This window comes from Variovorax sp. 278MFTsu5.1, from assembly GCF_048305045.1.
Classification (GTDB): domain Bacteria; phylum Pseudomonadota; class Gammaproteobacteria; order Burkholderiales; family Burkholderiaceae_C; genus Variovorax; species Variovorax guangxiensis.
This window is the reverse complement of the sequence record NZ_CP157622.1, coordinates 2,694,669-2,715,725: the sequence shown is the minus strand read 5'-3', so window position 1 is coordinate 2,715,725 and position 21,057 is coordinate 2,694,669. Positions and strand designations below refer to the sequence as shown.

At 62.3% G+C, this 21,057-nt stretch carries 42 protein-coding genes; 23 read left to right on the top strand and 19 right to left on the bottom strand.

Annotated features, from left to right (window positions below; translation table 11 throughout):
• Positions 1-12 precede the first annotated feature (12 nt).
• Positions 13-651, top strand: coding sequence for a hypothetical protein (locus ABL844_RS12470; protein ID WP_418131452.1), 639 nt, complete (start codon positions 13-15; stop codon positions 649-651).
• Positions 652-704: 53 nt separating this feature from the next.
• Here the strand turns inward: ABL844_RS12470 and ABL844_RS12465 are convergent, their stop codons facing one another.
• The 6 genes from ABL844_RS12465 to ABL844_RS12440 form a co-directional block, all read right to left on the bottom strand.
• A complete protein-coding gene (locus ABL844_RS12465; RefSeq protein WP_418131451.1) occupies positions 705-1,076 on the bottom strand; it encodes a hypothetical protein in 372 nt (123 codons plus the stop codon).
• Positions 1,076-1,414, bottom strand: a complete 339-nt coding sequence (locus tag ABL844_RS12460; protein ID WP_418131450.1) for a hypothetical protein — start codon at positions 1,412-1,414, stop codon at positions 1,076-1,078. The genes ABL844_RS12465 and ABL844_RS12460 overlap by 1 nt, the downstream gene beginning before the upstream one ends.
• Positions 1,408-2,535 (bottom strand): hypothetical protein, encoded by a 1,128-nt coding sequence (locus tag ABL844_RS12455; RefSeq protein ID WP_418131449.1) that lies wholly within the window; start codon positions 2,533-2,535, stop codon positions 1,408-1,410. The genes ABL844_RS12460 and ABL844_RS12455 overlap by 7 nt, the downstream gene beginning before the upstream one ends.
• A 30-nt stretch (positions 2,536-2,565) precedes the next feature.
• Positions 2,566-2,712: a hypothetical protein gene (locus ABL844_RS12450; RefSeq protein WP_418131448.1), complete on the bottom strand. Its 147-nt coding sequence runs from the start codon at positions 2,710-2,712 to the stop codon at positions 2,566-2,568.
• A 110-nt stretch (positions 2,713-2,822) separates the two neighbouring features.
• Positions 2,823-3,593, bottom strand: a complete 771-nt coding sequence (locus ABL844_RS12445; RefSeq protein WP_418131447.1) for a Gp49 family protein — start codon at positions 3,591-3,593, stop codon at positions 2,823-2,825.
• A gap of 9 nt (positions 3,594-3,602) precedes the next feature.
• Positions 3,603-4,247 carry a hypothetical protein gene (locus ABL844_RS12440; RefSeq protein WP_418131446.1) on the bottom strand — a complete coding sequence of 215 codons (645 nt, stop codon included), beginning with the start codon at positions 4,245-4,247 and terminating at the stop codon, positions 3,603-3,605.
• Between the two features lie 415 nt (positions 4,248-4,662).
• Between ABL844_RS12440 and ABL844_RS12435 the strand changes: the two genes are divergently transcribed.
• The 15 genes from ABL844_RS12435 to ABL844_RS12365 all read left to right on the top strand — a co-directional run bounded on the left by ABL844_RS12435 (position 4,663) and on the right by ABL844_RS12365 (position 10,836).
• The gene (locus tag ABL844_RS12435) at positions 4,663-5,121 is read left to right on the top strand and encodes a hypothetical protein (RefSeq protein ID WP_418131445.1); all 459 of its coding nucleotides are present in this window, start codon (positions 4,663-4,665) and stop codon (positions 5,119-5,121) included.
• Positions 5,122-5,245: 124 nt separating this feature from the next.
• Positions 5,246-5,686: a hypothetical protein gene (locus ABL844_RS12430; protein WP_418131444.1), complete on the top strand. Its 441-nt coding sequence runs from the start codon at positions 5,246-5,248 to the stop codon at positions 5,684-5,686.
• Positions 5,687-5,763: 77 nt separating this feature from the next.
• Entirely contained in the window at positions 5,764-6,414 is a 651-nt protein-coding gene (locus tag ABL844_RS12425) for a hypothetical protein (protein WP_418131443.1), read from the top strand.
• Positions 6,411-6,620: a hypothetical protein gene (locus ABL844_RS12420; RefSeq protein WP_418131442.1), complete on the top strand. Its 210-nt coding sequence runs from the start codon at positions 6,411-6,413 to the stop codon at positions 6,618-6,620. The genes ABL844_RS12425 and ABL844_RS12420 overlap by 4 nt, the downstream gene beginning before the upstream one ends.
• Positions 6,621-6,911: 291 nt before the next feature.
• The gene (locus tag ABL844_RS12415) at positions 6,912-7,139 is read left to right on the top strand and encodes a hypothetical protein (RefSeq protein ID WP_418131441.1); all 228 of its coding nucleotides are present in this window, start codon (positions 6,912-6,914) and stop codon (positions 7,137-7,139) included.
• On the top strand, positions 7,132-7,434 hold the full coding sequence (locus ABL844_RS12410; protein WP_418131440.1) for a hypothetical protein: 303 nt from the start codon (positions 7,132-7,134) through the stop codon (positions 7,432-7,434). Before ABL844_RS12415 ends, ABL844_RS12410 begins: the two co-directional genes overlap by 8 nt.
• Positions 7,431-7,655: a hypothetical protein gene (locus ABL844_RS12405; protein WP_418131439.1), complete on the top strand. Its 225-nt coding sequence runs from the start codon at positions 7,431-7,433 to the stop codon at positions 7,653-7,655. The genes ABL844_RS12410 and ABL844_RS12405 overlap by 4 nt, the downstream gene beginning before the upstream one ends.
• A gap of 2 nt (positions 7,656-7,657) precedes the next feature.
• Positions 7,658-7,963 (top strand): hypothetical protein, encoded by a 306-nt coding sequence (locus tag ABL844_RS12400; protein WP_418131438.1) that lies wholly within the window; start codon positions 7,658-7,660, stop codon positions 7,961-7,963.
• Positions 7,960-8,469 carry a hypothetical protein gene (locus ABL844_RS12395; RefSeq protein WP_418131437.1) on the top strand — a complete coding sequence of 170 codons (510 nt, stop codon included), beginning with the start codon at positions 7,960-7,962 and terminating at the stop codon, positions 8,467-8,469. Before ABL844_RS12400 ends, ABL844_RS12395 begins: the two co-directional genes overlap by 4 nt.
• Positions 8,466-8,726, top strand: coding sequence for a hypothetical protein (locus tag ABL844_RS12390; RefSeq protein ID WP_418131436.1), 261 nt, complete (start codon positions 8,466-8,468; stop codon positions 8,724-8,726). The genes ABL844_RS12395 and ABL844_RS12390 overlap by 4 nt, the downstream gene beginning before the upstream one ends.
• On the top strand, positions 8,726-8,974 hold the full coding sequence (locus ABL844_RS12385) for a hypothetical protein (protein ID WP_418131435.1): 249 nt from the start codon (positions 8,726-8,728) through the stop codon (positions 8,972-8,974). The genes ABL844_RS12390 and ABL844_RS12385 overlap by 1 nt, the downstream gene beginning before the upstream one ends.
• Positions 8,975-9,012: 38 nt before the next feature.
• Positions 9,013-10,011 (top strand): DUF932 domain-containing protein, encoded by a 999-nt coding sequence (locus ABL844_RS12380; RefSeq protein ID WP_418131434.1) that lies wholly within the window; start codon positions 9,013-9,015, stop codon positions 10,009-10,011.
• The gene (locus ABL844_RS12375; protein ID WP_418131433.1) at positions 10,008-10,229 is read left to right on the top strand and encodes a hypothetical protein; all 222 of its coding nucleotides are present in this window, start codon (positions 10,008-10,010) and stop codon (positions 10,227-10,229) included. The genes ABL844_RS12380 and ABL844_RS12375 overlap by 4 nt, the downstream gene beginning before the upstream one ends.
• Complete coding sequence (locus tag ABL844_RS12370) at positions 10,226-10,450, top strand: hypothetical protein (RefSeq protein ID WP_418131432.1); 225 nt, start codon at positions 10,226-10,228, stop codon at positions 10,448-10,450. The genes ABL844_RS12375 and ABL844_RS12370 overlap by 4 nt, the downstream gene beginning before the upstream one ends.
• On the top strand, positions 10,447-10,836 hold the full coding sequence (locus ABL844_RS12365) for a zinc-finger-containing protein (protein ID WP_418131431.1): 390 nt from the start codon (positions 10,447-10,449) through the stop codon (positions 10,834-10,836). The genes ABL844_RS12370 and ABL844_RS12365 overlap by 4 nt, the downstream gene beginning before the upstream one ends.
• Here the strand turns inward: ABL844_RS12365 and ABL844_RS12360 are convergent.
• Positions 10,833-11,174: a hypothetical protein gene (locus tag ABL844_RS12360; RefSeq protein WP_418131430.1), complete on the bottom strand. Its 342-nt coding sequence runs from the start codon at positions 11,172-11,174 to the stop codon at positions 10,833-10,835. The genes ABL844_RS12365 and ABL844_RS12360 overlap by 4 nt on opposite strands.
• An 80-nt stretch (positions 11,175-11,254) precedes the next feature.
• Between ABL844_RS12360 and ABL844_RS12355 the strand changes: the two genes are divergently transcribed.
• Positions 11,255-12,226: a hypothetical protein gene (locus tag ABL844_RS12355; RefSeq protein WP_418131429.1), complete on the top strand. Its 972-nt coding sequence runs from the start codon at positions 11,255-11,257 to the stop codon at positions 12,224-12,226.
• Here ABL844_RS12355 and ABL844_RS12350 read toward each other — a convergent pair.
• Genes ABL844_RS12350 through ABL844_RS12300 form a run of 11 tightly spaced genes read right to left on the bottom strand, consistent with a single transcriptional unit; the run spans position 12,216 to position 16,555 of the window.
• Complete coding sequence (locus ABL844_RS12350; RefSeq protein WP_418131428.1) at positions 12,216-12,557, bottom strand: hypothetical protein; 342 nt, start codon at positions 12,555-12,557, stop codon at positions 12,216-12,218. The genes ABL844_RS12355 and ABL844_RS12350 overlap by 11 nt on opposite strands.
• Positions 12,554-12,835 (bottom strand): Ref family recombination enhancement nuclease, encoded by a 282-nt coding sequence (locus ABL844_RS12345; protein WP_418131427.1) that lies wholly within the window; start codon positions 12,833-12,835, stop codon positions 12,554-12,556. Before ABL844_RS12345 ends, ABL844_RS12350 begins: the two co-directional genes overlap by 4 nt.
• Positions 12,832-13,125: a hypothetical protein gene (locus ABL844_RS12340; RefSeq protein ID WP_418131426.1), complete on the bottom strand. Its 294-nt coding sequence runs from the start codon at positions 13,123-13,125 to the stop codon at positions 12,832-12,834. The genes ABL844_RS12345 and ABL844_RS12340 overlap by 4 nt, the downstream gene beginning before the upstream one ends.
• Complete coding sequence (locus ABL844_RS12335; RefSeq protein ID WP_418131425.1) at positions 13,122-13,580, bottom strand: DUF1367 family protein; 459 nt, start codon at positions 13,578-13,580, stop codon at positions 13,122-13,124. Before ABL844_RS12335 ends, ABL844_RS12340 begins: the two co-directional genes overlap by 4 nt.
• An 8-nt stretch (positions 13,581-13,588) precedes the next feature.
• Positions 13,589-14,071, bottom strand: coding sequence for an HNH endonuclease signature motif containing protein (locus tag ABL844_RS12330; protein ID WP_418131424.1), 483 nt, complete (start codon positions 14,069-14,071; stop codon positions 13,589-13,591).
• On the bottom strand, positions 14,071-14,406 hold the full coding sequence (locus ABL844_RS12325) for a hypothetical protein (RefSeq protein WP_418131423.1): 336 nt from the start codon (positions 14,404-14,406) through the stop codon (positions 14,071-14,073). Before ABL844_RS12325 ends, ABL844_RS12330 begins: the two co-directional genes overlap by 1 nt.
• 21 nt (positions 14,407-14,427) lie before the next feature.
• Positions 14,428-14,601, bottom strand: a complete 174-nt coding sequence (locus tag ABL844_RS12320) for a hypothetical protein (protein WP_418131422.1) — start codon at positions 14,599-14,601, stop codon at positions 14,428-14,430.
• Positions 14,598-15,011: a RusA family crossover junction endodeoxyribonuclease gene (locus ABL844_RS12315; protein ID WP_418131421.1), complete on the bottom strand. Its 414-nt coding sequence runs from the start codon at positions 15,009-15,011 to the stop codon at positions 14,598-14,600. The genes ABL844_RS12320 and ABL844_RS12315 overlap by 4 nt, the downstream gene beginning before the upstream one ends.
• Positions 15,011-15,136 carry a hypothetical protein gene (locus tag ABL844_RS12310; RefSeq protein ID WP_418131420.1) on the bottom strand — a complete coding sequence of 42 codons (126 nt, stop codon included), beginning with the start codon at positions 15,134-15,136 and terminating at the stop codon, positions 15,011-15,013. The genes ABL844_RS12315 and ABL844_RS12310 overlap by 1 nt, the downstream gene beginning before the upstream one ends.
• Positions 15,133-15,762 (bottom strand): hypothetical protein, encoded by a 630-nt coding sequence (locus ABL844_RS12305; protein WP_418131419.1) that lies wholly within the window; start codon positions 15,760-15,762, stop codon positions 15,133-15,135. Before ABL844_RS12305 ends, ABL844_RS12310 begins: the two co-directional genes overlap by 4 nt.
• Positions 15,707-16,555, bottom strand: coding sequence for a hypothetical protein (locus ABL844_RS12300; RefSeq protein WP_418131418.1), 849 nt, complete (start codon positions 16,553-16,555; stop codon positions 15,707-15,709). The genes ABL844_RS12305 and ABL844_RS12300 overlap by 56 nt, the downstream gene beginning before the upstream one ends.
• 371 nt (positions 16,556-16,926) lie before the next feature.
• Here ABL844_RS12300 and ABL844_RS12295 point away from each other — a divergent pair, with 371 nt between their 5' ends.
• A complete protein-coding gene (locus tag ABL844_RS12295; protein ID WP_418131417.1) occupies positions 16,927-17,487 on the top strand; it encodes a hypothetical protein in 561 nt (186 codons plus the stop codon).
• A gap of 2 nt (positions 17,488-17,489) precedes the next feature.
• On the opposite strand, the gene ABL844_RS12290 is transcribed toward ABL844_RS12295, so the two are convergent.
• Complete coding sequence (locus tag ABL844_RS12290; protein ID WP_418131416.1) at positions 17,490-17,678, bottom strand: hypothetical protein; 189 nt, start codon at positions 17,676-17,678, stop codon at positions 17,490-17,492.
• Positions 17,679-17,714: 36 nt separating this feature from the next.
• Here ABL844_RS12290 and ABL844_RS12285 point away from each other — a divergent pair, with 36 nt between their 5' ends.
• From ABL844_RS12285 to ABL844_RS12265, 5 genes are all read left to right on the top strand, one after another.
• Positions 17,715-18,380 carry an XRE family transcriptional regulator gene (locus ABL844_RS12285; protein WP_418131415.1) on the top strand — a complete coding sequence of 222 codons (666 nt, stop codon included), beginning with the start codon at positions 17,715-17,717 and terminating at the stop codon, positions 18,378-18,380.
• Between the two features lie 93 nt (positions 18,381-18,473).
• Complete coding sequence (locus ABL844_RS12280; RefSeq protein ID WP_418131414.1) at positions 18,474-18,632, top strand: hypothetical protein; 159 nt, start codon at positions 18,474-18,476, stop codon at positions 18,630-18,632.
• Entirely contained in the window at positions 18,629-19,654 is a 1,026-nt protein-coding gene (locus ABL844_RS12275) for a recombinase RecT (RefSeq protein ID WP_418131413.1), read from the top strand. Before ABL844_RS12280 ends, ABL844_RS12275 begins: the two co-directional genes overlap by 4 nt.
• Complete coding sequence (locus tag ABL844_RS12270) at positions 19,651-20,250, top strand: hypothetical protein (protein ID WP_418131412.1); 600 nt, start codon at positions 19,651-19,653, stop codon at positions 20,248-20,250. Before ABL844_RS12275 ends, ABL844_RS12270 begins: the two co-directional genes overlap by 4 nt.
• Positions 20,237-21,013, top strand: coding sequence for a hypothetical protein (locus tag ABL844_RS12265; RefSeq protein ID WP_418131411.1), 777 nt, complete (start codon positions 20,237-20,239; stop codon positions 21,011-21,013). Before ABL844_RS12270 ends, ABL844_RS12265 begins: the two co-directional genes overlap by 14 nt.
• Positions 21,014-21,057: the final 44 nt, after the last annotated feature.

Here is a 21,057-nt window from a genome sequence, read left to right as displayed (position 1 = left end):
TAGGAGGTGGAAATGGGTAAAGACATTGCGCGCACGCTCTACGTTGCTGGAGCTGCGCTTGTTGGAGGGGCCTTGCTCTGGGCGTTCGCGGCACATCCGCCGACGCATTCCAGCGATTGGGCCTCGTGGGTCCAAGCGTTTGGCGCCATTGCTGCGATTGCTGCGACCGGCATCTTTGTCCGCTGGCAGCACACGCTTGAGGTAGAGCGTGCAGAGAAGGCGGAATTGAGTGCTAAGACCAGAGCGCAAGCAGCGATCTTGTTGAGCCTTCAGAGCCTTGCCTCGGAACTGAGTCGAATGAACGTGCTGACTGGCTTCCAGATTGATGCTGTCGGCAATGAGATCATCTATCCCGATGCTTCTGCGGAATTCAATGCCATCGCTGGTCTGTTTTCGCAGTTGCCCATCGATCAGATCGCTACGCTGGGGAAGATGAACGTCTATCTGGACCTTCGCCGCGCAGCAAGCGAACTGAGCATGGTCTACGCCGTCCAGCCCAAACAGGGGGATGGCTTCTACAAGCGGAATCGTGAGCAGCTCCACAAGCTCCAGAAGCTGTGCTCTCGTCATGCCGCCTATCTGGCGGAAGAGATTAAGTCTCTCGACCGAGCCCTGTACGAGCAAAACGAGGATCAGATCGAGCGGTTGTAGCCCCATCGCGGAGTGTCGCCCCAGACTAGCGGGCGACATGTCAAGGCGGCGGCTCACGATGCCGCCCTTTCCACTTTCAGCTCCATCTCACGGCGATGCAGTCCGCTGGCAATCTGGATGATGTCGTTGACCGGGTTGCCGGTCATGGCGTGCAATGCGATCTTGGCGCGCTGCTCGGCGTTGCCGATCTTTCCGTCGTCCAGGAGGGATTGATAGAACTGCGCGAGCGACAGGCTGTGGTCCTCGTGCGTGTAGACCTTCTTGCCGTAGGAGACGACGGCGCCCTCCCACTGGTCGTCGATGTTGACCGCGTGGGCGATGTAGATGACGCCGGCATCCGGCGCCGTGTCGGGACTCGCGGCGATAGCGGTCTCGACGGCTTCGAGAAACTTGCCCATGTCCAGGGCTTCGTAGCGGGTGAGCATCAGGGTTCCTTCGGGAGGTTGACGTAGACGCCGCGTGCCTGGCTCAGAGCGACAGGCAACTCGACGTGCGGATCGGAGGCCGCCCAACGCGCCTTGGCGTCGGACAGCGTTTCGCCAGGGCGGCGGCGCAGCACATGGGTGCTGGATGCCCTGGGCGGCGGGACGTAGACGAAGGGCTCGTCGTCGGGGTCTTCTGGGCTGAGGTGAATCTCGCCCTGGGGAGCGCGGGCGTTGACCTCCTTGACGAGCTGCCAGTCGGTCCGAGTCAGGCCGCGCAGCCAGGAGACGGCCATCCCGTCCAGGCCCTCGGTGTCGATGACCGTCTTCCCGATCAGCACGCCGGCCCCTCAGCAGCCAGCGCAGGCTCGTTTTGGCTGGTTTGCGATACCGTGTCGGTAAAATCCCGGGATTCTTCGCATTTCTGGCCGGTTTTCGATACCGATTTATCATCGGCCTCACGCGCGCGCGCGTACTGGACGTTTTCGGGCGAGCGATTCAGCCGGATTCCCGGGATCGAGGTCAGCTCTCCCTCGAAGCGCTCCGTCTCTTCCACCGCCTGGGAGAGGTCACCCTCCGTCGCCTTCCGAGCCGCCCGGTCCTCGCTGACCAGGGAGCCGCTCATGGCAGGCTTGGTCTCCACGAAGTGCAGGAAGCCGCCCTCCTGGGCGACATAGCCGGTCTTGCCGTTGGCGGCTGCCCAGTCCTTGAGCTGCTGGGTCAGGCGCTCGGTGGGCGTCAGCTCCAGAGCCCGGATGGCGTCGGCCGTCAGCATCGTGCGGATGTCCTCGGGAGTGCTGCCAGTGCTCAGGCCCGCGTTCACCACAAGCTGTGCCGTGCCCCCCAGGCTTTCCGGCCAGCGACGGAAACGCAGTTCCCTCCCCATGTCTACGACAGGCAGCGCTGTAAGCGTCGGTTCCTTGGGCTTCACGGTCGATTCAGGAGCGCCAACCGAGCCTGCAGCCTCCAGCTCCTCCCCCATGCCCCAATCGGAGCCCGCCTGCGCCTGGGCAGCCGGCATGCCGAGGACAGCCGCCCATTCGGCGCTGAAGTGGTTCCCGGCCTGCGCCGTCACCAGGGCATGGCGCAGCAGAGCGATCTCGTGCTCGAACAGGGTGTCCAGGCGCACCAGCGAGGGCGACATGCCGAGCATCAGCGTGCGAGCCGCCTCGACGGTCCGCTCGAACGCTAGGTTCACCCCCTCCACGAGGCCCGGCTGACGGGCGGCTTGGGCCTTCTTCAGGGCGTCATGCCGCGTGTTGCCGGGGTTCGCCTGCCGGTTGCAGGCTACGGTCGGACTCGCATCGGTAGGAGATACCGCGCAAAGAGGCGCCTGATCGGCGGGATGGGTTCCTTCCACGCCGCGCGGACGGAAGAAGCTGGAGCTTCGGAAGACGGGCCAGAGGACACAGGCGAGACAGATCGCCAGAAGCAGGCCAAGGGCGAGATTGGTGGAATTCATGAAATTTCCTCGTTTCGGTAGGTTGGAAGGTCAACGGAAGGATGCGGGCGCCTTACGGCTGCGCCCGGCGAGCCGGTCGGTATCGAGCTGGGCGAGGTGCCAGCAGTGCAGGTAGAAGAGCGCGCGGCGGTAGGTGGCGCGCACCAGGAGGACCACGGCGCCAACCAGGGCAGCCACAGCCCACATTGCGGGAAGGACTCCAAGGCCCCAGCCCTCGAACATCACAGCCGGCGCCAGCTCGGTACAGCCAGCCAGAGCCGCCACCAGGAACAGGACAACCCAGCGCATCACGCCACCCGCCAGTCACAGGCCAGCATGTCGGTCTGGCTGGCGAGCCATCCGGTCACGGTAGAGCCATCGGCCGCACGCATGTTGATGTTCGGCATCCGGGTGACGGTTCCATCGTCCCCCAGCATGAACAGGGCGCGGGGCACGCCACCGATGGCGGCAGCCTGCTCATGCTCGTCGTGGGAGCCGAGGTTGAGCCAGAGGAACATGCCCTTCCCGTTCCACCCGGCGCGTTGGATTCGGCCACCAGAGATCAGGTGGTCCAGGGCCTCGCCGAACTTCATGTCCCGCTTGGCAGGAGAGGCGACAGGCAGTGGCGGCACACCAGTCGCCGTCGTGCCGTCCGCGTAGGCTCTGGTCTCCAACTGCCGGACGGCGGCAAGCTGGTCACGCAGCGCGTAGCCCAGAAGCGGCCAGACCTGATCGACCGCGTGCTGCCGAGCGTATTGGCGTCCCAAGTCGGCACAGAAGTTGTCAGACGACACCGGGCCGGTGTTCACGCCGACGATCTTCGTGCCGTTGCGCAGGACCAGCACACAGATGGTGACGCAAGAGAGTGGGCTCTTGTTGAAGGTCACGTACTCGGGGAGCAGCGACGCGCCGGGCTTGCTCTCGGATGCGGCACGCACGCCATCCGCCGCAGTGAAATAGCTCTCGCTGACGATGGCCGCCTCGATGTCGGCCGGCGTGACGCGCGGAGCATTCAGGCCCTTCGAAGCGATCTGCGCCTCGTCGGCGGCGTCTTGAGAGGAAATGCGGTCGTTGCTCATGTGACTCCTTCAGTCGGTTGAGATGTCGATGGAAATGGAATGGGAGACCTGGCCCTTCAGGTCGATGGCTTGGCGGTTGTCGTACTGGGCGTTGCGCTTCGCGGCGAGCCACTGCAGGCCATTGGCCCGGATCGCCATGACCTTGGCGTCGGTAGCGTCGAGCGCGACGCCCTCCCCGACTGCGATGGCCTTCTCTGCCATCGCGGCGCCGCCTTCGAGCATTGCGTCGGCATACAGCGCTGCGCGGTCCTCGTTGGCCTTGAAGTAGGCAGCGATGTCCGCGCGCCGGACCATCAGGCCCTCTGCGATGCGGAGCACGGTCTCGCCGTCGTAGAGGGAGAGGAGGATTTCGCTCTCGTGGTCGGCAACGATCTCGGCGTTGGTCTTGGGCTTGCTGCCCTTCTTCGGCCGGCCGGTCTTGCCCTCCTTCGCCACCACGATGACGTTCATGGCCGCCTGCTTGACCAGGGCCATGCGGTAGCGGTCTCGAAGCTCAGGCTGCAGCGTGAAGAACTCGACGATCTGGGCAGGCCAGACCTCGATCTCCTTCGCCACTTCATGGACAGTGCGGCCCGAAGCGAGCTGTTCGAGCAGCCAGTCGGCCTTCTCGCCCAGCATCTCCCGCAGTTTCCGACCCTTGCTTTGACCAGCCATCTGTTTCGATCCTACCGAGGGGACTTGACAAACCTACCAATAGTAGTTATACTACGCAACATGCACCGGCCAAAACCGATGCAGAAATCAACCGGCAGTAGGGACTCCACAGATCAGCTCTCGCCAAGCTGTTAGGACTAGATGGGATTCGCCACACGGCGTGAATCCTCGCCCCGCTAGAAGCCACAAGACACCTCGCAGTGAGGGCACCCCGGGAGGGGCTCCTGAAACACTGGTAAGTGTCCGACCGGCAACTCCAATTTTAGCGCCAAACCTACCGATAGGAGCATTTTCTTTACTCCATCGGTAGAAAAACATCCACACAGAACGACACCGCTCTGCCCCTTCGGGCAGACCAGTGCGCTTTGCACTTTTACCCTACCGATACGAGCTTTAACCACCGAAGGAGATCAGCATGTTCCATACCCCCGCACACAAAGCTCTCGCAGTCCGGCCCGCACAGATTGCCGCTCCGGCAGATGCCGCAATCGAGCGTCCGACAGCACCTTCCACTGTTCTCGAAGCACTCGTTGCGCTCCGGGCCGAAGTCTCCGAGATGGAGTCACGCTGCGGCTGGGCCGGCAATGGCGCTCGCGCCAAGGCAGACGCCGCAATTGCTGCGGCATCGCAGGCCGCACAAGACGCCTACGTCGTGGTGCAGGAGGGAGGCAGCAGCGAGGAGCTTTTCCTGCACGCCCACTACACGGAAAACGAAGCCCACGAGGATCGGATTGCTTGCCGCGACGACGGCAGCTACCGAACTTCTTCGGTCGTGAAGGTGCCTGCAATCCTGGCCGCGCACGGAGAGGTCTTCTACGAGACCGTCGAGGCAATCCTCAAGGCGGCGCTGGATGTCGACTTCCCTGAAGACTGATCGACCAGGGCGCCCCAGCTCAGTACAGAACACACCACGCTGCTCGGCGCGCTGGGCAGCCTAGTGCGCTTTGCACTCGCTTCCTACCAAAAAGAGGATGCGCAACCCAGCACAGGAGATCAGCATGTCCATGCGCAAGATTTACGTGGCCGAAGCGGCAGACGGCAGCGACGACAAGGCAGTCGTCTATCGCGACTCGGAATGGAACGAGTTCCGAACCAAGTTCTACATCGCTGGCAAACACTACGAGCCAGCCGACTCGTTCGAGACCGATAAGGAATCCGCGGTCCACACGGCGGATGACTGGATTCAGAACCGCCGCTACTACAACCGCAGGCCAGCCAGCGCGGCTCCCCACGAGTCGCTCGCACCAGCAGTGGAAGCTCTGCGCGCCTTCGTCGTGCGCCGAGGCCCAGGTTGGCCCGACGACCTCGCAGTCTGCTGGTGCAACGACGCCTATCGACGCTATGGCTGCACATCCGACGAAGCCAGCCTCCTCCAGCTCCTGCGCAACACGGCCGCCACCGGCCCGGGTAGCGACTTCATCCGCAGCTTCAAGCCCTGATTGAACCGCTATGCCTCGCGCGCCGGGGCATGCCAGTGCAATCCCGCACGTCACCGCCTGAACGGCAGAAAGTTCCCATGATCGCCAACATCACCCCCGGCCTCACCTCGACCAGCGACCTCGACCTGAACGGCCAGATCGTCGCTCTGTCGGCCAGCAAGGGCCGCTTTGCCAACCCGCTACTGCAACTCCACCAAGTGACTGGTGGCAGCGGCTGCAGCCCCACCGCCCTCGGCTCCGGCGTGTTCGTCCGTCCTCTCTGGGTCGAATCGCCCGAGGGCAGTGGCAACCTGGCAAGGAACACGGCGAGCGGCACGCCCCATGAAGACGACGGCTCCTTCAAGACCCGTCGTGGTGCGGTCCTCGGCGTCGTGTCGCCCGAGTTGCTCGCCCTGGTGGAAGCCAACACAGAGCCCAAGATTGCCCCCGTCGATCCCTCCAACCTGTGCGTCATCGCCGCATCCAACGGATGCTGGGGCAAGGGCGATACCGTGAAAGAGGCTCTCCGCAAAGCGGGCGCCAAGCTCGGCGATGGCACGTTTGTCGCCGTCATCCACCGCGAGGCCTACCTCAGCGACTGGGGCTCGATCATGACGCCCACCTACTGCGAGGTGGCAGGCCGCCCCAACGTGCAGATGGTCTACAACTCCGAGGAACTGCGGCCTCGCCTGCCGAAGGCCGAAGAGATGGCAGCCCAGTTCATCGCAGCAGCCAAGGTGCAAGCATGAGCACCAGGAAGCCGACCTACCAGGAGCTTGCGAACGCCCTCGCGATGGCCCTCGATGCGTTCTCCAGGCATGACGAGCAGCTCGATGCATTCATGTCCGTGCACGACGCCTCGCGCAACGAGAAGCGACGTGCAAAGGAGGCGGTGAAGGACGCCGACTCTGCCCGCGAGGTTCTCCAACGCACAACGGTCGAGGAGTCACCATGAGAGTCCGCAAGTACAGCAAGCTCAAGCGACTCCCGATCAGCCAGAAGCCGCTACCCCGCCCCCGCCGCCTCGTGCCTGGCCCCGCAAAGCCCTACCTCACCGAAGACGGACCTCTGGCGGGACATCGCATCTATCTTCGCTCACCCAACACACTACCGATAGTAGTTCGAGGCATTGCCGGGCACTACAGCTCGGGGACTTGGGTGCCCTCCCCCTAGAGCCCGGACTGATGCCCAGCGCGCTGGGCATTGGCCTGCGCTTTTGCAGGTTCCCTCTCATGGAGTTTTGAGTATGGCTTGCCTCACCAACTACACAGTTCAGTGCACGGATGTCACCACCGGGAAAACCGGGTGCTTTCTTTTCGATACGGCGCACTGGCAGCAGACCGGCGAATTTAGGGCCGTGTCGCCCGTGTTCGCCAACCTCACGCAGTTCTACGCATGGGACAACGAAAACAAGAACCTGCGCGCGCCGTGCTACCTTGAGCGCAACAGCGATCAAGAGGCCGCACATGACTAAGCGGCTCCCTCACGGCGTTCCTGGACAGGTGAACATTTACGTCCTCGACAAAGACAGCGACATCACCGGCCACGGCGCCCACAACCGCATTCTGGTGTTCGGCCACAAAGACGGAACCATCACGGCACGCGAGGATGTTCGCGGCCTCCCGTTCTCCACTGAAGAGCAGCGCCGTAAGGTGCTCAACGGCTGGCAACGGCAGCATCCGCGCAATTCTCGCCTCAAGCTCATTCATCAAGAGTACGGCGGCGACAGCATTGAGCACATCTACCGAGCAGAAGGCGGTGTCGCGTGAGCCGCATCGTTGCCTACACCTACGAAGCCGATGTGCACTGCGTGAACTGCACCAACAACCGCTTCGGCCAACACATCCGGTTTCCGCGCGATTCGAACGGCATCCCTCTCGACTCGACCGACAGAGAGGGCAACGCGATTCATCCCGTCTTCTCGACCGATGAAGTCACCACGACCCATTTCACTTACTGCGGCTCATGCCTGCAACCTCTGGAGCATTGACCATGGACACCGTTAGCTTTCACACCAGCGCAGAAGACCGGGCGATCCTGATCGCAATCCTCAAACGCGCAAAGACAGTTGCGAACGAGATCGGCAGCCCCCTGCGCGATCCGCTCAGCCTGCACATGGACCTTACCGCGTGCCACGCCAACGGGTGCCCCCTGAAACTCAAGGAGTTGCTGGAGACGGACGACTTCAACTTTACGCACGATGTCTTCGGAATCAGTCGCCACCTCGACCGCGGTACGGGGAAGCTGACGCAGTGCTTCCTGCCCCGCTTCGCCGCACGCACTCAGGAGGCAGCATGACCGCGCAACACACGCCGGCCGTTGGCGACTACATCATGGGTCGCTGCGTGACCATGAACACCTACCACGATGGGCAGGTTCAGGAGATCGTTGGCACGCACGGCTTCGAATCAACGCTGCGCTACCGCATTCGCGCTGAGGGCGGACGTACTTATGTCGTCTTCCATCAAGGCTTTGCGTTCCGTCCCGCAACCCACGCTGCTGATGCGCGCCTGAATGCCGCTGCATGGGCGGCATTCGATGCACTCACGCCGCACACTCCAAGCGCATCAATCGTCGGGCTGCGTCAGAGCGATGTCTCCCGACGCAGTGGCAACGTTGACGAGCGCGTTTCTGTGTCCGCATCCGGGGCACAAGAAGAAGCAGCCGTCCCCGTCGATCTCGGGCTCGACAGCTCGGAACATCACCTCCAGTCCGCAGTGTCTGCACTTCCACATGGCAGTTCTCCTGGTGAGGAAGGCAATGGTAGCGCCGCCCTAGCCGCACCGCAGGAGGCCGCATCGTGAACATGCGCCTCCTCATTCCCATAGAAGTGCTCCAGGCACAGCAAGCATGGTCCGAAGTGGGAGCGATCTTCCAGGACGGCAACCCAGAATGCGACGGATGCCCGCACAGCATGCACGACATCGTTGCGCCGCAGTTTGGTGACGCGCCAGTAGGCGACATCGAGTGCGGCCTGGGCCAGCGTCGAAGCGACAGGCCTTCCGACTGCCCGGTGTACGCAGAACGTCTGAACCAAAAACCTACCAAAGAGAGTTTTTAATGACAACCCTACGCCCTTCCCCCACCACCGCTGACGCCGAGGCCAAGCCCGGTATTTGGACGGGGCTCGTCGTCGGCGCCAACACCAAGCATCGCGGCGCTCACTCGGCCGTACTTCGCGCTGACGGCACGCCGTTGTGCATCGTCGGCCGCGCCGACAACCCGCAGGCCAAAGCCGATGCGCGTCTGCTCGCTCACCTCTGGAACAAGGCCCACGAAGACAGCGTGAGCCTTCAGTCCCTCAACTGATTTTCATCGTCCAGCAACCTATCAAAAGGAGTTTTCTCATGTCCGCACTCATTGACACTTCCAACGCCCGCGCAAACATCGCCTATGTCGGCGAGACCCCCTGGCACGAGTCGGGGCAGCAGCTCACGAAGGGCGCAACCATCCAGGAATGGACAACACAGGCCGGCCTCTCGCATACCGTGAAGGAGGCCAAGGTCGAGTTCTTCAACTCGGCGACTGGCTTGCTCGGCAAGTATCCCGAGCGCAAGGTGCTCTATCGCAGCGACACTGGCGCCCCGCTGTCAGTCGTTGGCGACCGCTACAAGGTGGTTCAGCCGGGCGAGATTCTCGAATTCTTCCGCGACCTCACTGAGGCCGGGGGCTTCGAGCTGGAGACTGCGGGCTCGCTGAAGGGCGGCCAAGTTGTCTGGGCGCTCGCGAAGGTCGGCGATGGCGCTGACGTGGTGGACGGCGATCACGTCAGCCCCTACCTCCTTCTCGCGACGGGCTACGGCGGCGACCTAGCCACTACCGCGAAGTTCACAGGCGTGCGCGTGGTCTGCTGGAACACCATCAGCATGGCCCTGCAGTCCTACGAGGAGCGCGCGGCCGGGGCGAAGCGCGTGACCTCCGTCAAGGTGCACCACGGCAAGAGCTTCGACGCACAGGCGGTGAAGAAGGAGCTGGGAATCTCGATCACCGCGTGGCAGACATTCCTGGCCGAGTCCCGCAGGCTCGCAAACAAGCCGATTAACGCGAAGACGGTGGACGAATTGACCTACGAGCTGGTCGAGCCGCTACTCACAGTGAAGCCCGATGCACCGCTGCCCGATGTCCGCCTGAGCAAGCCCTACAACCGCATCCTGCAGCTCTTCAACGGCGACGCCATCGGCTCCGATGTCGCGGGCGGCCCGAACGCCTGGGCTTGGCTCAACGCCGTGACCCAGCTCGTGGACCACGAGCGCGGGCGCAACAGCGATACGCGCATGAACAGTGCCTGGTTCGGCCAGGGTGACGGCATCAAGAGTCGGGCTCTCGATCTGGCGCTTGCAGCATGACCGCCGCTCAGCAAACGCCGGGGCGTCTTTGGTGGCGCGCTCCGGCTGACCAGCGCTTCCGCGCCTACTACCGCTGCATGCGGGAGGTCTACGGCATGACAGCCAGCGAAGCGCTGGCATATGCACGCAAGGTGTTCGCGCAGTACCCGGCCTTCATGAACGATCCGGTGGGCACGCTGCGCAACAGCCTCGCTACAGCGCAGGGAGCGGCATCGTGAGCGCGCGGATCGTTGGCAGCTTCTCCCACGGAGATGACGAGCCGAGGACCGCGCACAGCGCCAAGTTGGCTATCGGCGCGAGCCGCTTAGGCCTGTGGATGCTTCAGCGGCAACCCGAACAGGGTGGCCGGTGGCATGTGCAGATAAACATCCATGGCCTGCTGGTCTTCGGGCTGGCGGTGCAGGATGACTTCGGCTCCTTGCAGATGGTGAGCGTATGAAGGGGAAGCTGCTGAAGGTTGACTGCCCCTACTGCAGTCGCCCGGCGCGGCTGGTCGGCGGCGCTGCGATCTACCCGCATCGCCCCGACCTCTTCGCTCTCAAGTTCTGGCAGTGCCAACCATGCAATGCGTTCGTCGGCACGCACAAGAACAGCTCGCGCCATGTGCCGCTCGGCCGCCTTGCCAATGCTGAGCTGCGCGCCTTGAAGAGCCGGGCTCATGCTCGCTTCGACCCGCTCTGGAAGCAGGGAGGGATGTCGAGAAGCGAGGCCTATGCCTGGGCTGCCGAGGCACTCGCCATTCCGCAGAATGAGATGCACATCGGCATGTTTGATGGCGCGCGCTGTGAGCAGCTCATCGCGGCAATCGCTGCGCGTCCTGGCTAGATTCTCTCGCTCCCGTGGTAGCCCCCCAGCGTCTCGCGGGCGGGCACCAGTACCCAGGATTGCGCGTGATCGGTGAAGCTCCCCAGGCCGTCATCGATGCGCTCGATACCCGTGTAGCTCCAGAAGTCCACCCCCATCTCGATGGGCTCGATGTCCCAAAGAGGCGGGGGTGGCGCCGCCTTTTGGTCGAGCATGTAAATGCGACCGACACGACTGAACCTGTGGAGTTCATGTATGTGCTCGATCTTCATCAACAGAATCCCGCGAAATGGCCGCAGCCGGCCGCGCTGCCAGCCCGGGATGACCTTTCCATTCTCCCGGGACCGAACCATGTCCATGACCTGCATCCTTGCCATAACTGTATAAATATACAGTATTAATTTTGGCCTGCCTATACTCCTCGCAACGAGGAGCAAGGATGAAGAAAAAGCAAATCATGCGAAGGTTCGCCATCTGGCTGGCGGTCTTACTGTTGATCTCTCTCCGCTTGAGATTCCCGACAGATTCGGCAGCTTTGGCAAGCTGGTACTCGGCAATTGGCACAGTCGGCGCCGTCTTCGCCGCAGTGTGGGCGACCTTTTCGACTGAAGAGCGCCTGCATCAAGAAGCGCAGGACGCCGCCGTTGTAACGTCAGTAATGGTCACCTCCACCGTCTCTCACATGATTGAGGAGTTGCTGAGGATCGAGCTAGAACTCGAAGACATTCGGCTCAACGGCACACCTCTTGCGCACATTGCTCAGATTCGAACTCGTCTGGAAGATATGCCCCTGCCAACCGAAGAGCAGTTGCAACGCCTCGTCCACGCTCCAGGAGAAATCGCTCTAGAGATTGCCAGCGCACTGGCGCGAGTCAAATACGCCCTGCGCATACTTTCGCCAAAGGAACTCGCCACCTATTCCATGGGCGCACGCGACCAAACCAGAGAAGGGGCACGACGGGCGCACACTCCAGTTAGCTCTGCAAGAGGAATACTGTCGGAAGCCACGATGAAAATGGTTGATTTCTACAACGCGGCGGAAGAGCAGGCAAAAGTCAGTAGCGTCAAGAGCACTATCATTCCCGCCTACTTGACGGAGGCGAAAATGGCGAAGTTGTCTAAGATCGCGCGCGTGATTGCGGGCATATGGTCTGTGCTTGGGATGGGCGCATTTTTATGGACGGCTTTCACAACGGGAGTGAAGGCCATGCTCACAGCCTGGGCGAAATCGCTGGGCTGGGTCGTTGGACTAAAACTATGGTGGACTGGATCGGAGACGCCCGAAGGAATGGGCTTGCTCTTAGCCAATTCGCTCGGCCAGATAGTCTTCTTCCTCGGCGGCATCTTGCTCCTCCTTCTAGTCAAACCGCGAGCCCAAAAGCAAAGCCAAAAGGCACCAGTCAGCGCCTAGTCCTCCCCTTGCAACCGGTGTTGATACACACCCATTCATCAGAGGGCTTCTCGCCCAACAGCGCACCGGCATAGGCCGCCTCTTCCCACATGCGGGTGAAGACGGTGGCTCTCCCCTCTCCCGGCATCGCGCGAAAAACCCCCAGCTCTTGGTAGCGCTTTCGCAGCGCCTCCTCTTTCCCTCTCGCCTGCCACGCCTGCCAGGGCGCCAGCGACATCGTGACCAGCTCGTCGATGTCCAGCAGCACCAGCACCGGCCAGGTCATCGCAATACGCGAGGCCTCGCGCAGCTTGCGAACGTTCGAGCGCCTGGCTCTGCTTCGTGTCTTCATCCCGCAGCCACCAGCGCCAGCGCGTCGGCCAGCAAGTCTTCTTGATCGAAACCGTAGTGCTTGGGGAACCCCTTGGTCCCGAGCCCGTGCACGCCCGTGTTCCCGCGATGGTGCTCGTAGCACAGCGGGATCAGCGTCTTGTAGTCGCCCTTCCCCCAGCCTCCGCGGCGAAGGTGATGCAGCTCGACTTCGCTGTCGGTGATTCCGAACAGGCGACGGCAGACCATGCAGCCGAGACCGGCCAGCGCAGACTTGTGCGCCTTCTCGTCCTGCGTCATATCACTGTCACCACTCGGCCGTTGCGCACCACCGCGTAGTGGCCGCCTCCAATCGGCACCTCGACCTCACGCAGCCCGCGCACGGCCGCGAGCTGCATGGGCGTGAGCATGTTGCTCCGCACCTTCTCGACCTCCAGGCCCATCACGCGCTCCATGTAGCGGAGCACGGCGTGATCGCTGATGAGCGGCGCCGCGCGCTCGGCAACGACCTGTGGCCGGAAGACCTTCGGCGGCGTGCGCTTCCGCCCCTTCTTCAGGTCGGAAGGCTTGACTTCATCGCGCGCCGTCATCCGTCGTACCTCATGACCGCTTCAACCCAAGCGCGGAGCTGTGCCTCAGTCTTCCTGGGGAACACGAGCCTGAGCAGGACGTTGATCGTCGCGGAGTACAGCTTCTCGAACTCGTCCTGTTCCATCTTGTCGAACGAGATCGAGCGCGCCGTCACGATGGCGTGCCCCGTGATCGAGACGTTCACATCGACAAAGCCGGCCAGCTTCGTGATGTCCTTGCGGAAGGTGTCGAAGTCCTTCTCCGGCTGAAAGCCCGCGAACCGGCCGCTCTCGATCACTGGCGGCTCCCAATTGTCAAAAGCCAAGCCCACCAGAGAGAACCACTTCCGATGAAAAGCCGTGTTGCGCGCGCGCACGACATCCACCCAGACCTGCTGCCCGATCTTCAGCTTGGGCAACAGCTCGTTCGCTTCCGGCCCGATGGGCATGAGCGCCCCTTGCGGGGTCTTCGCCATCAGCACCCTCATAGCGTGCACCCCACATGCAGCGTGCGCTTCGCCGCAACGTAGGCTTCCCGAGCCTTGCGCGCGGTCGGGAACGAACCGAGGTGCCGCTCCACGCCGTCAACGCAGATGCGCGCGCGAAAACTCTTGCCGCACACGGACACCCCCAGCATCCCCGACTTGTTGTTCGAGTAGGCCTTGCGCTTGTTCTGCGTGTTGATGCGACCAGGCACGTCGCGAAGGTTGCGCCAGCGGTTGTTCGTGCGGTCGGTGTCTTTGTGGTCGACCTCGCCTTCGGGCCAGACGCCTTTGACGTAGAACCAGGCAAGGCGATGCGCCTTCAGCTTCTTGCCGTCAATGCTGATCTGCACGTAGCCGCCGCCCGTCAGCGTGCCGGCCACATCGCCCGCCTTGATGTTCCCGCTCCGGTCCACGCGCCAGTGGAACAGGCCCGTCCCACGGCTATAGGACAAGAGCTGCTTGAGCTTCTTGTGCGTCAGCATCAGCGTCCCCGCAGTTCGAAGAAGCCAGGGCAGTTGCGAACGGCCGTGTAGAGGCGAGCCAAGTCGGGCCACACATGGTCGTTGCACTTGAAGGTGCTGCCTTCACGAAGCGCGGTCTCGTGGCGAATGAATTCGCCGATGGTGCGGGCGCTGTAGTGAGCGCGACCTCGCTCGCGAACCTTGTCGGCCTCGACCTGGAAGCGCTTCCAGATGCCCCAGTTGTCGCGCAGCCAGTACCAAAAATTCGCCCGGTAGTGGACGGCCTGGTCCGCCTGGATGATGGCAAGAAGCTCGTCCTGCTCGCTGTCGATGCCCATCAGTGTGTCTTGTTGCATGCGAAAACTCCTATTGGTAGGTTAAATAACGCGACTCATCGCCGCTTTCTTGCTGGCCGCCAGCACTGCGCGCGCGACTGCCGCCCACGCCTGTTGCTCAGCCTTCGGGATGTCGGCAAACGCCGGCAAAGGAAATGGGAGGCGACGCTCGCGTGCCTCGTATGCGATCTGGCCGAGGGACTTGCGGTCGGTCATGGCTGCAGTTCCTCCAGCACCACCACAAGCCGAGGCTCTGCGCCCCAGACCTTGGTGCAGTTGCGCAGGCAGACGATCTGGCCGTCATCGCGGTAGACGATGCTGTTGCAGGCGTCGCAGAGCGCCTTCTCCAGGTTGTCGATGTCGGGCCTGGTCGGCTTCCATTCGGGCAGCAGCAACGCCGCTTCCTTGCGCCTCTTCGACCACGACGAGGGGATCGGGTACACCGCGCTGAAAGACAGCGCCAGCGGCCCGCTGAGCGGCTCCTTGCCACGCATTGCGACGCGGGCATGGTGCTCGACCCATTCAGCAAAGTCGCGAGTGGCCTCGGGGGTATAGGCACGGCCACGCCCAAAGCGTGGGCGCCCCTTGGGGACCGGCTCGCCCGGCACAACGAACGAGACCTGCATCACCACCCCACCATCCATTCCGGCAGATCGCCAGTAAGACTCAGAGCCTTGTCGACGATGTAGCTGGGGTAAGAGATGCCATCGCGCACGCGGTCGAGGATTTGCACGGCTTCGGCGTAGGTCACGACTGAGCCTCCTCATTACTCTCATTGGTAGGAATTCGAGCCGAGCGAAGCGCGTCGATCTTCGCGCGCTCTTCCGGCGTCGGGCCTCTGGTCTTTGCGGGCTCCGCAGCCAGTTGCCTCGGCACTTCTGGCACCTCGTCGCCCCAGCCCTTGTCCAGCTCGCGCGCGAGCACGGCGGCCCAGCGCTTGCGATTCCAGGACGTGGCTTCGCCCGCACTGATCTCGCGGCTCATCACGCATGCCGCCCTCCAGACGGCCGGGTGCGACCAGTCGCCGATGAGTCCCTGGCGTCGCTGAGACAGGCAGTGCTCGGCCTCGATCCAGGCGGCGTCGCTGTCCAAGCAGGGGCGGCACAGCCTTGCGAACTCGCCCAGGTTCGGGGCGAACGGTCGGGCTCGGCATGCAGCAAGTCCGCGCTCGATCTCCCTACCGCGGAAGCCGGCGAGGCCGATAGCCCATTCGCTCTGCATGTCTTGCACTGGCACGCCCTGATAGAGATCGGCCAGCTTGCCGCCGAGCTGCCCGTTCAGGCTGGCGAAGAGCTTGCCGACCGCACGGGCCGGCAGCGCCTCAGCCGCCGACGACTCGGGCTTCAGCGTCGAAAGTGCGGTCATCACGTCCGGCATCTGCTTCTCCAAAGTTGGTCATCTCTTGCATGAAGTTCGCTCGCTGCTCGCCACGGCTCTGCCTCTCGGGCGTCTTGACGTATGCGAAGGCAGTCCACTCGCTCGCGTAGTGCAAGCCAGGGCCGAAGAAAGTCGCGGCCTGCTTGATGTAGCGCGGGTCTGTACGCTGGGTAGTGCAGAAGGCGGCATAGCGCCCTGCGCCCGCCGCCATCTCTGCTGCAGTAGCGCCCTCCTTCAGGCGTGCATTCCAGGCCTTGAAGGCGTCAGCCTTCGAGTCGCCTGGACGGCGCGGGTATACAGACCATGCGTGCTCGAACTCCTCCGTGTAGGCGATGCGACGGCCCGAGGACTTCAGTCCTTGCTCAGGATTCAGTCCTTGTTTGAAGTCAGTTCTTGTTTGTGTCGGATTCACCGTATGCGGTCGGCCCGCATACGGTTTGGCCGTATCCGGGTTAGCCGCTTCCGGCTTTTCCGTAAGCGGTGAGCGGCACTCGCACACGGTGTAGTCGGTGCCTCCAAAGGTGCCACCATCGGCGCGCGCTGTCTCTGCCCGCAGGTAGCCGGCAGTCTTCAGCTCGCCGATCACTCCATAGACGGCATCACGGCCAGAGGGGCGCGCAGAGGCAGCGGTCTCGTTCACCAGATTGGCAACCGAGACGGTCCAGTTGTCAGGCTTGCCCAACAGGAAGATAAGCATGCCCCTCGCGGCCCAGCTCAGGGCGCGGTCCTCGCTTATCGATTTGTCGAGGACGTAGAAGTTGGCATTTGGGCGCGGCGCCCGGCGAATGCTCATTGAATACTACTTTCGGTAGGTTGTAGGACGAAAACTGAAAGCGCGCTTTACAAGGCGCGTTTCATTCGAGAACAGGGGCCGGCTCCTTGACACTCCTTCTACCTTTGGTAGCATCCCGGGCACGGTCAGCAACCTTCCCAGCCTTCAACAGGTCTGCGATGCACGGGTCACAGACTTGGTGCGGAAGCTCCTGCGTCAACGCGCAGAAGGTCTTGAGACGGTTGTTCGGGACGAAGCCAGCGGACGCCCACTTGTAGATCGACCACGCAGTGATTCCATATGCGTGAGACAGAACAGCCACGCCGATGCGCTTGATTGCGCGGTCGATGCGTGCGCCACGGCCGGTGAGGCTATTTTTGAGAGCTTTATCCATGAGAAAGAACAGAGAGATTGAGTTCGGCAAGCGGGTTTCTGAGGCCCTTGAGCGCAAAGGCGCGACGCTGCACGACTTCGCCAAGGGAATTGAGAAGAGCTACGAGATGGCGAGGCGCTACAGCCACGGCATCTCCATTCCGCAAGACCCGAAGACCTTGGAATTGATGGCCGCGTACCTGAGCACAAGCGTCGGGTGGCTGCTGGCGGACGAGTCGAACCAGAAGGCCACGCCTCAGCTTGTCGAGGCATCGGACCTTCGTGAGCCAATTCGCGAGAGAGTCTGCCTGGTCATTGGCGACAACGCTATGCGAACGGTCGTGCATGGCATCCGCCTCCTTGCGGCTGGAGACCAAGCGATCCTTGCCCCAGTTCGCCCCCGCAATGGCGATGTCGTTGCCGTGCGAACAGGCAACACCACCACTCTGCGGAAGCTCGTCGAGTCCGCGGAGTCCGACCAGTACGTCACGGCGGACAACAGCGCACCACCATTGAAGGGCGAAGTGCTGGTGCTGGGCGTCGTGACCGAAGCCAGAGGCATGTCTGAACGGATGAAATAATCTCACCGTCGCCCTCCCACAGCCCGCTCATGGAGCTGGACAAGGGCGGCGCCCGACGTATAGGAAATGTCCTTGACATCGCCTCGTGCCAGCTTGCTAATCGTCGATTGCGTGAGCCGGCTCTCCTGGCCCACCGCCTTCTGGCTATAGCCGGCACGAAACAATTCGTTGAGCAATTTTTTCCAGTTCATGACGGCGGATTGTAGTCGCCTACGAATAGACAAGCAATGGACCTACAGCTCGAACAGATTTTTTCGACCTTCGGCGGCCGGCTGAAGTGGGCGCGGGAGCGAGCACGCCTCACGCAGGAGCAGCTTTGTCTCATCGTGAGCATGTCCCAGGGCGCCTACTCGAAGCTCGAACGTGGCGGGTCTGGCTCCGAGAAGACCTCCTCTATTGCCAAGGCAGTCAACGTTGACCCGTTCTGGCTGGAAACCGGACAAGGCTCGCCTGATCCACAGGAGGCGCCAGCCGACGACTTCATCCAAGTGCGCTCGGCCGAGCTTCGACTATCTGCCGGGATCGCTGGAGTACAGATCGATTACCTCCACGCCGAGGCCCCTCCTCTGTGGTTCCGCGCTGATTGGATTCGCGAGAAGGGCTACAACCCCAAGCGTCTGCTGTGCACAAAGGTCAAAGGCCGCAGCATGGAGAAGAGCCTTTTCGATGGCGACACGGTTGTCGTGAATCTGGCAGACACCGAGCCCAAGGACGAGATGGTCTACGCCTTCAACTTCGAGGGCGAGCCCGTCGTAAAGAGATTGATCCGCGACCTTGGACAGTGGTGGCTCTCCTCGGACAACGAAGACCAGGGGCGCTACCCGCGCAAGGCCGCGACCAACCTCTCGCTCATCATCGGCAGGATCATTGCGAAGCAGTCGACCATCATCTGAATTCGCCAAGAAATATCGCCTCTTGCCAAATAGCTCTTGACACCTATTCGCTGACGACTTACATTCCAGTCCACACCAACCCGTGGACTGGACATGAATCACTACGTGAACGCAGGCGTCGTCAAGTCGCTCGCATACCAACTGGTCGCCTCGCGCGTCGCGGCCGGCCTCCTCAAGATCAAGAACCGTAGGCAGTTCCGCGATGCCGTCATCGCAACTGTCCACTCGGCATTTCTCGGGAGCGTCGCATGACCAGCGAAACCCGCGACCTGCCGATGCTCTTCAAGAACTACATCGAAGAGCCCTTCCGCTTCCAGCAGCTCGCTGAAGCCCTCCCCGCGCACATCAAGCCGGAGCGCATGGCCCGGCTGGCGATGACCGCCTTCAACAACAGCCAAGCGCTGCGTGATTGCCGCCCCGAATCCATCTTCTCGGCGATCCTCCTGGCAGCCCAAGTTGGCCTGGAGATTGGTGTCGATGGGCAGGCCTACCTCGTTCCGTACAAGGGCACATGCACGTTCGTCCCCGGTTGGAAGGGCATCGTCGACATCGTGATGCGCGGCGGTCGCGCGACCGTCTGGACTGGCGCCGTCTACGTGGGCGACGAGTTCGACTACGCGCTCGGCAGCTCGCCCTTCGTCCAGCACAGGCCCGCTCGCGCTGGCAAGAAGGACCGCGAGCTGGACTACACCTATGCAATCGGCGCCATCACCGGCACCGACAAGCTGGTCATCGAAGTCTGGCCGCGCGAGCAACTCGAAGAGCACTTCGATGCCAACAACAAAGTTGGCGCCAAACACTACCGATACAAGTTTGAGGAAATGTACTTCCGCAAGGTGCCCCTGCTTCAGGTGTGCAAGTACATGCCGAAGTCCATCGAGCTGACCAACGTTCTCACGGCAGCCTATGCCGCGGAGAACCACGACGAAGTGCGCTCTGAAGGCGGCGTGATCTACGTGGATCGCGAGGACGATCAACCCGGCCAGGAGCGTCAGCCGGAAGATGTCGTTCGTCAACCGCAGCGCGCCCGTCGTGCTGAGCCAGCCGACGTAAGCGATGCTGCAGTCAAGACGAGCCCTTCTGCGCCCGTTTATCCTACCAATGCGAGCAACACGCAGCCTCTCGCCACGGAGACGGAGCGCAACTGGGTAAAGCGAAAGGCAGGAGATGGCTTCGCGCATCTCCTGGAAGACGCGGGCATCACCGACTTCGACCACCTCACCAAGGCGGGCTTGGCGAAGTGCCGGAACCTCCTCAACGGACAGCCGGCATGACTAGCCTCGTATTCCGCGAGGGCGATCACACCTACTGGCTCGGCGAACGCCGGTTGCCAAGCGTTTCTGAAGTGCTCGCGCCAGTGCAGGACTTCGAGGGCATCCCCGAGGCGGTGCTCGCGCGAAAGATCGCCATCGGGAAAGCAGCCCACCTGGCTTGCCAGTTCCTCGACGAGGGAGACGAGATTGACCCCGCGTCTCTCGATTCCGTTGTCGCGCCCTACGTCCAAGGGTGGCGCCTCTTCGTGGCCGAGAACAAGCCGCAATGGACGGTCATTGAACAGAGCATGCACGACGAAGCCCTTGGCTACGCCGGCACACCTGATCGAGTCGGCTTCATGCACGGCAGCGAATGGGTCATCGACATCAAGACCGTTGCGACCGTCTCCGCAGCGACAGCGCTGCAGACCGTGGCGTATCGAAAGCTGATTGCTCCGCGTGCCCAAAGTCGCGAGCCACTCATCAAACGCGCAGCCGTGCAGCTTCTGCCGACCGGTAAATACAAGCTGCACGAATTCAAAGAGCCCACCGACTGGGCAATTTTTCAATCTCTTCTCAACGTCAAGCACTGGAGCATTAAGAATGTCAAACGCTGAAGCCAGCACCGCGATCCCCTCCTCTCTCACGATCACCGCTCCCGACCGGGCCGCATTGGTCTCCTCATCGACCAAGCTCCTCGAAGACGCCAAGGCCATCGTGATCGATAGCAACGACATGCTGGAGATTGCCAATGACGAATTGGCCGCGATCAAGGGGAAATGGAAAGCGCTTGAAACGCAACGCGACTCGCTCGTTCGTCCTCTCAACGACACCGTGCGCGCAATTAACACCATGTTCAGAGGTCCGATGGATGTGCTCGTACAAGGCGAGCAGATCATCAAGAGCGCCATGCTGACCTACACCACGGAGCAGGAACGCAAAGCGTTAGAAGAACGCAGGCGCCTGGAGCGGGAAGCAGAAGAACGCCGGCTCCAGGCCGAGAAAGAGGCCGCCGAGGCGCGCGAGAAGCTGGAGGAAGCGGCAGCTACTGGGAGCGATCAGGAAGTCGCGGTTGCGCAAGCTCAAGTCATCGAGGCCGAGCAGGCAGCAAGCACCTCGCTCGCACCGATTCACTACGTCGCGGCTGCCCCTCGCCTCTCTGGAACCTCTGTGCGCAAGACCTGGAAGGCTCGCTTGCCCGAGACGGATGACGACAAGCTGAAGGCCCTGGCCTTCATCGTCGCGAACCCGCAATTCCTTCACCTCGTCGAGTTCTCTCAGAGCGAGTGCAACAAGTTGGCCTCAGCGATGAAGGCAAACATGAAGATCGACGGCATCGTCGCCTACCAGGACTCCGGCATTACGGCACGCGCACGATGAAACCCCTCCCCACACCCACTCCGGCCGACCCGTGGGGCTACGAG

Excerpts from the sequence above, each read along its gene's own strand:
- ABL844_RS12380 (WP_418131434.1), top strand. The coding sequence starts at position 9,013 with ATGTCCGCACTCATTGACACTTCCAACGCCCGCGCAAACATCGCCTAT.
- ABL844_RS12415 (WP_418131441.1), top strand. The coding sequence starts at position 6,912 with ATGGCTTGCCTCACCAACTACACAGTTCAGTGCACGGATGTCACCACC.
- ABL844_RS12325 (WP_418131423.1), bottom strand. The coding sequence starts at position 14,406 with ATGCAACAAGACACACTGATGGGCATCGACAGCGAGCAGGACGAGCTT.
- ABL844_RS12330 (WP_418131424.1), bottom strand. The coding sequence starts at position 14,071 with ATGCTGACGCACAAGAAGCTCAAGCAGCTCTTGTCCTATAGCCGTGGG.
- ABL844_RS12345 (WP_418131427.1), bottom strand. The coding sequence starts at position 12,835 with ATGACGCAGGACGAGAAGGCGCACAAGTCTGCGCTGGCCGGTCTCGGC.
- ABL844_RS12455 (WP_418131449.1), bottom strand. The coding sequence starts at position 2,535 with ATGAATTCCACCAATCTCGCCCTTGGCCTGCTTCTGGCGATCTGTCTC.
- ABL844_RS12320 (WP_418131422.1), bottom strand. The coding sequence starts at position 14,601 with ATGACCGACCGCAAGTCCCTCGGCCAGATCGCATACGAGGCACGCGAG.
- ABL844_RS12430 (WP_418131444.1), top strand. The coding sequence starts at position 5,246 with ATGTCCATGCGCAAGATTTACGTGGCCGAAGCGGCAGACGGCAGCGAC.
- ABL844_RS12340 (WP_418131426.1), bottom strand. The coding sequence starts at position 13,125 with ATGACGGCGCGCGATGAAGTCAAGCCTTCCGACCTGAAGAAGGGGCGG.
- ABL844_RS12335 (WP_418131425.1), bottom strand. The coding sequence starts at position 13,580 with ATGGCGAAGACCCCGCAAGGGGCGCTCATGCCCATCGGGCCGGAAGCG.
- ABL844_RS12470 (WP_418131452.1), top strand. The coding sequence starts at position 13 with ATGGGTAAAGACATTGCGCGCACGCTCTACGTTGCTGGAGCTGCGCTT.
- ABL844_RS12355 (WP_418131429.1), top strand. The coding sequence starts at position 11,255 with ATGAAGAAAAAGCAAATCATGCGAAGGTTCGCCATCTGGCTGGCGGTC.
- ABL844_RS12285 (WP_418131415.1), top strand. The coding sequence starts at position 17,715 with ATGGACCTACAGCTCGAACAGATTTTTTCGACCTTCGGCGGCCGGCTG.
- ABL844_RS12425 (WP_418131443.1), top strand. The coding sequence starts at position 5,764 with ATGATCGCCAACATCACCCCCGGCCTCACCTCGACCAGCGACCTCGAC.
- ABL844_RS12435 (WP_418131445.1), top strand. The coding sequence starts at position 4,663 with ATGTTCCATACCCCCGCACACAAAGCTCTCGCAGTCCGGCCCGCACAG.
- ABL844_RS12440 (WP_418131446.1), bottom strand. The coding sequence starts at position 4,247 with ATGGCTGGTCAAAGCAAGGGTCGGAAACTGCGGGAGATGCTGGGCGAG.
- ABL844_RS12360 (WP_418131430.1), bottom strand. The coding sequence starts at position 11,174 with ATGGACATGGTTCGGTCCCGGGAGAATGGAAAGGTCATCCCGGGCTGG.
- ABL844_RS12465 (WP_418131451.1), bottom strand. The coding sequence starts at position 1,076 with ATGCTCACCCGCTACGAAGCCCTGGACATGGGCAAGTTTCTCGAAGCC.
- ABL844_RS12410 (WP_418131440.1), top strand. The coding sequence starts at position 7,132 with ATGACTAAGCGGCTCCCTCACGGCGTTCCTGGACAGGTGAACATTTAC.
- ABL844_RS12290 (WP_418131416.1), bottom strand. The coding sequence starts at position 17,678 with ATGAACTGGAAAAAATTGCTCAACGAATTGTTTCGTGCCGGCTATAGC.
- ABL844_RS12300 (WP_418131418.1), bottom strand. The coding sequence starts at position 16,555 with ATGAGCATTCGCCGGGCGCCGCGCCCAAATGCCAACTTCTACGTCCTC.
- ABL844_RS12265 (WP_418131411.1), top strand. The coding sequence starts at position 20,237 with ATGTCAAACGCTGAAGCCAGCACCGCGATCCCCTCCTCTCTCACGATC.
- ABL844_RS12400 (WP_418131438.1), top strand. The coding sequence starts at position 7,658 with ATGGACACCGTTAGCTTTCACACCAGCGCAGAAGACCGGGCGATCCTG.
- ABL844_RS12445 (WP_418131447.1), bottom strand. The coding sequence starts at position 3,593 with ATGAGCAACGACCGCATTTCCTCTCAAGACGCCGCCGACGAGGCGCAG.
- ABL844_RS12420 (WP_418131442.1), top strand. The coding sequence starts at position 6,411 with ATGAGCACCAGGAAGCCGACCTACCAGGAGCTTGCGAACGCCCTCGCG.
- ABL844_RS12315 (WP_418131421.1), bottom strand. The coding sequence starts at position 15,011 with ATGCAGGTCTCGTTCGTTGTGCCGGGCGAGCCGGTCCCCAAGGGGCGC.
- ABL844_RS12350 (WP_418131428.1), bottom strand. The coding sequence starts at position 12,557 with ATGAAGACACGAAGCAGAGCCAGGCGCTCGAACGTTCGCAAGCTGCGC.
- ABL844_RS12295 (WP_418131417.1), top strand. The coding sequence starts at position 16,927 with ATGAGAAAGAACAGAGAGATTGAGTTCGGCAAGCGGGTTTCTGAGGCC.
- ABL844_RS12365 (WP_418131431.1), top strand. The coding sequence starts at position 10,447 with ATGAAGGGGAAGCTGCTGAAGGTTGACTGCCCCTACTGCAGTCGCCCG.
- ABL844_RS12375 (WP_418131433.1), top strand. The coding sequence starts at position 10,008 with ATGACCGCCGCTCAGCAAACGCCGGGGCGTCTTTGGTGGCGCGCTCCG.
- ABL844_RS12270 (WP_418131412.1), top strand. The coding sequence starts at position 19,651 with ATGACTAGCCTCGTATTCCGCGAGGGCGATCACACCTACTGGCTCGGC.
- ABL844_RS12275 (WP_418131413.1), top strand. The coding sequence starts at position 18,629 with ATGACCAGCGAAACCCGCGACCTGCCGATGCTCTTCAAGAACTACATC.
- ABL844_RS12395 (WP_418131437.1), top strand. The coding sequence starts at position 7,960 with ATGACCGCGCAACACACGCCGGCCGTTGGCGACTACATCATGGGTCGC.
- ABL844_RS12305 (WP_418131419.1), bottom strand. The coding sequence starts at position 15,762 with ATGCCGGACGTGATGACCGCACTTTCGACGCTGAAGCCCGAGTCGTCG.
- ABL844_RS12385 (WP_418131435.1), top strand. The coding sequence starts at position 8,726 with ATGACAACCCTACGCCCTTCCCCCACCACCGCTGACGCCGAGGCCAAG.
- ABL844_RS12280 (WP_418131414.1), top strand. The coding sequence starts at position 18,474 with ATGAATCACTACGTGAACGCAGGCGTCGTCAAGTCGCTCGCATACCAA.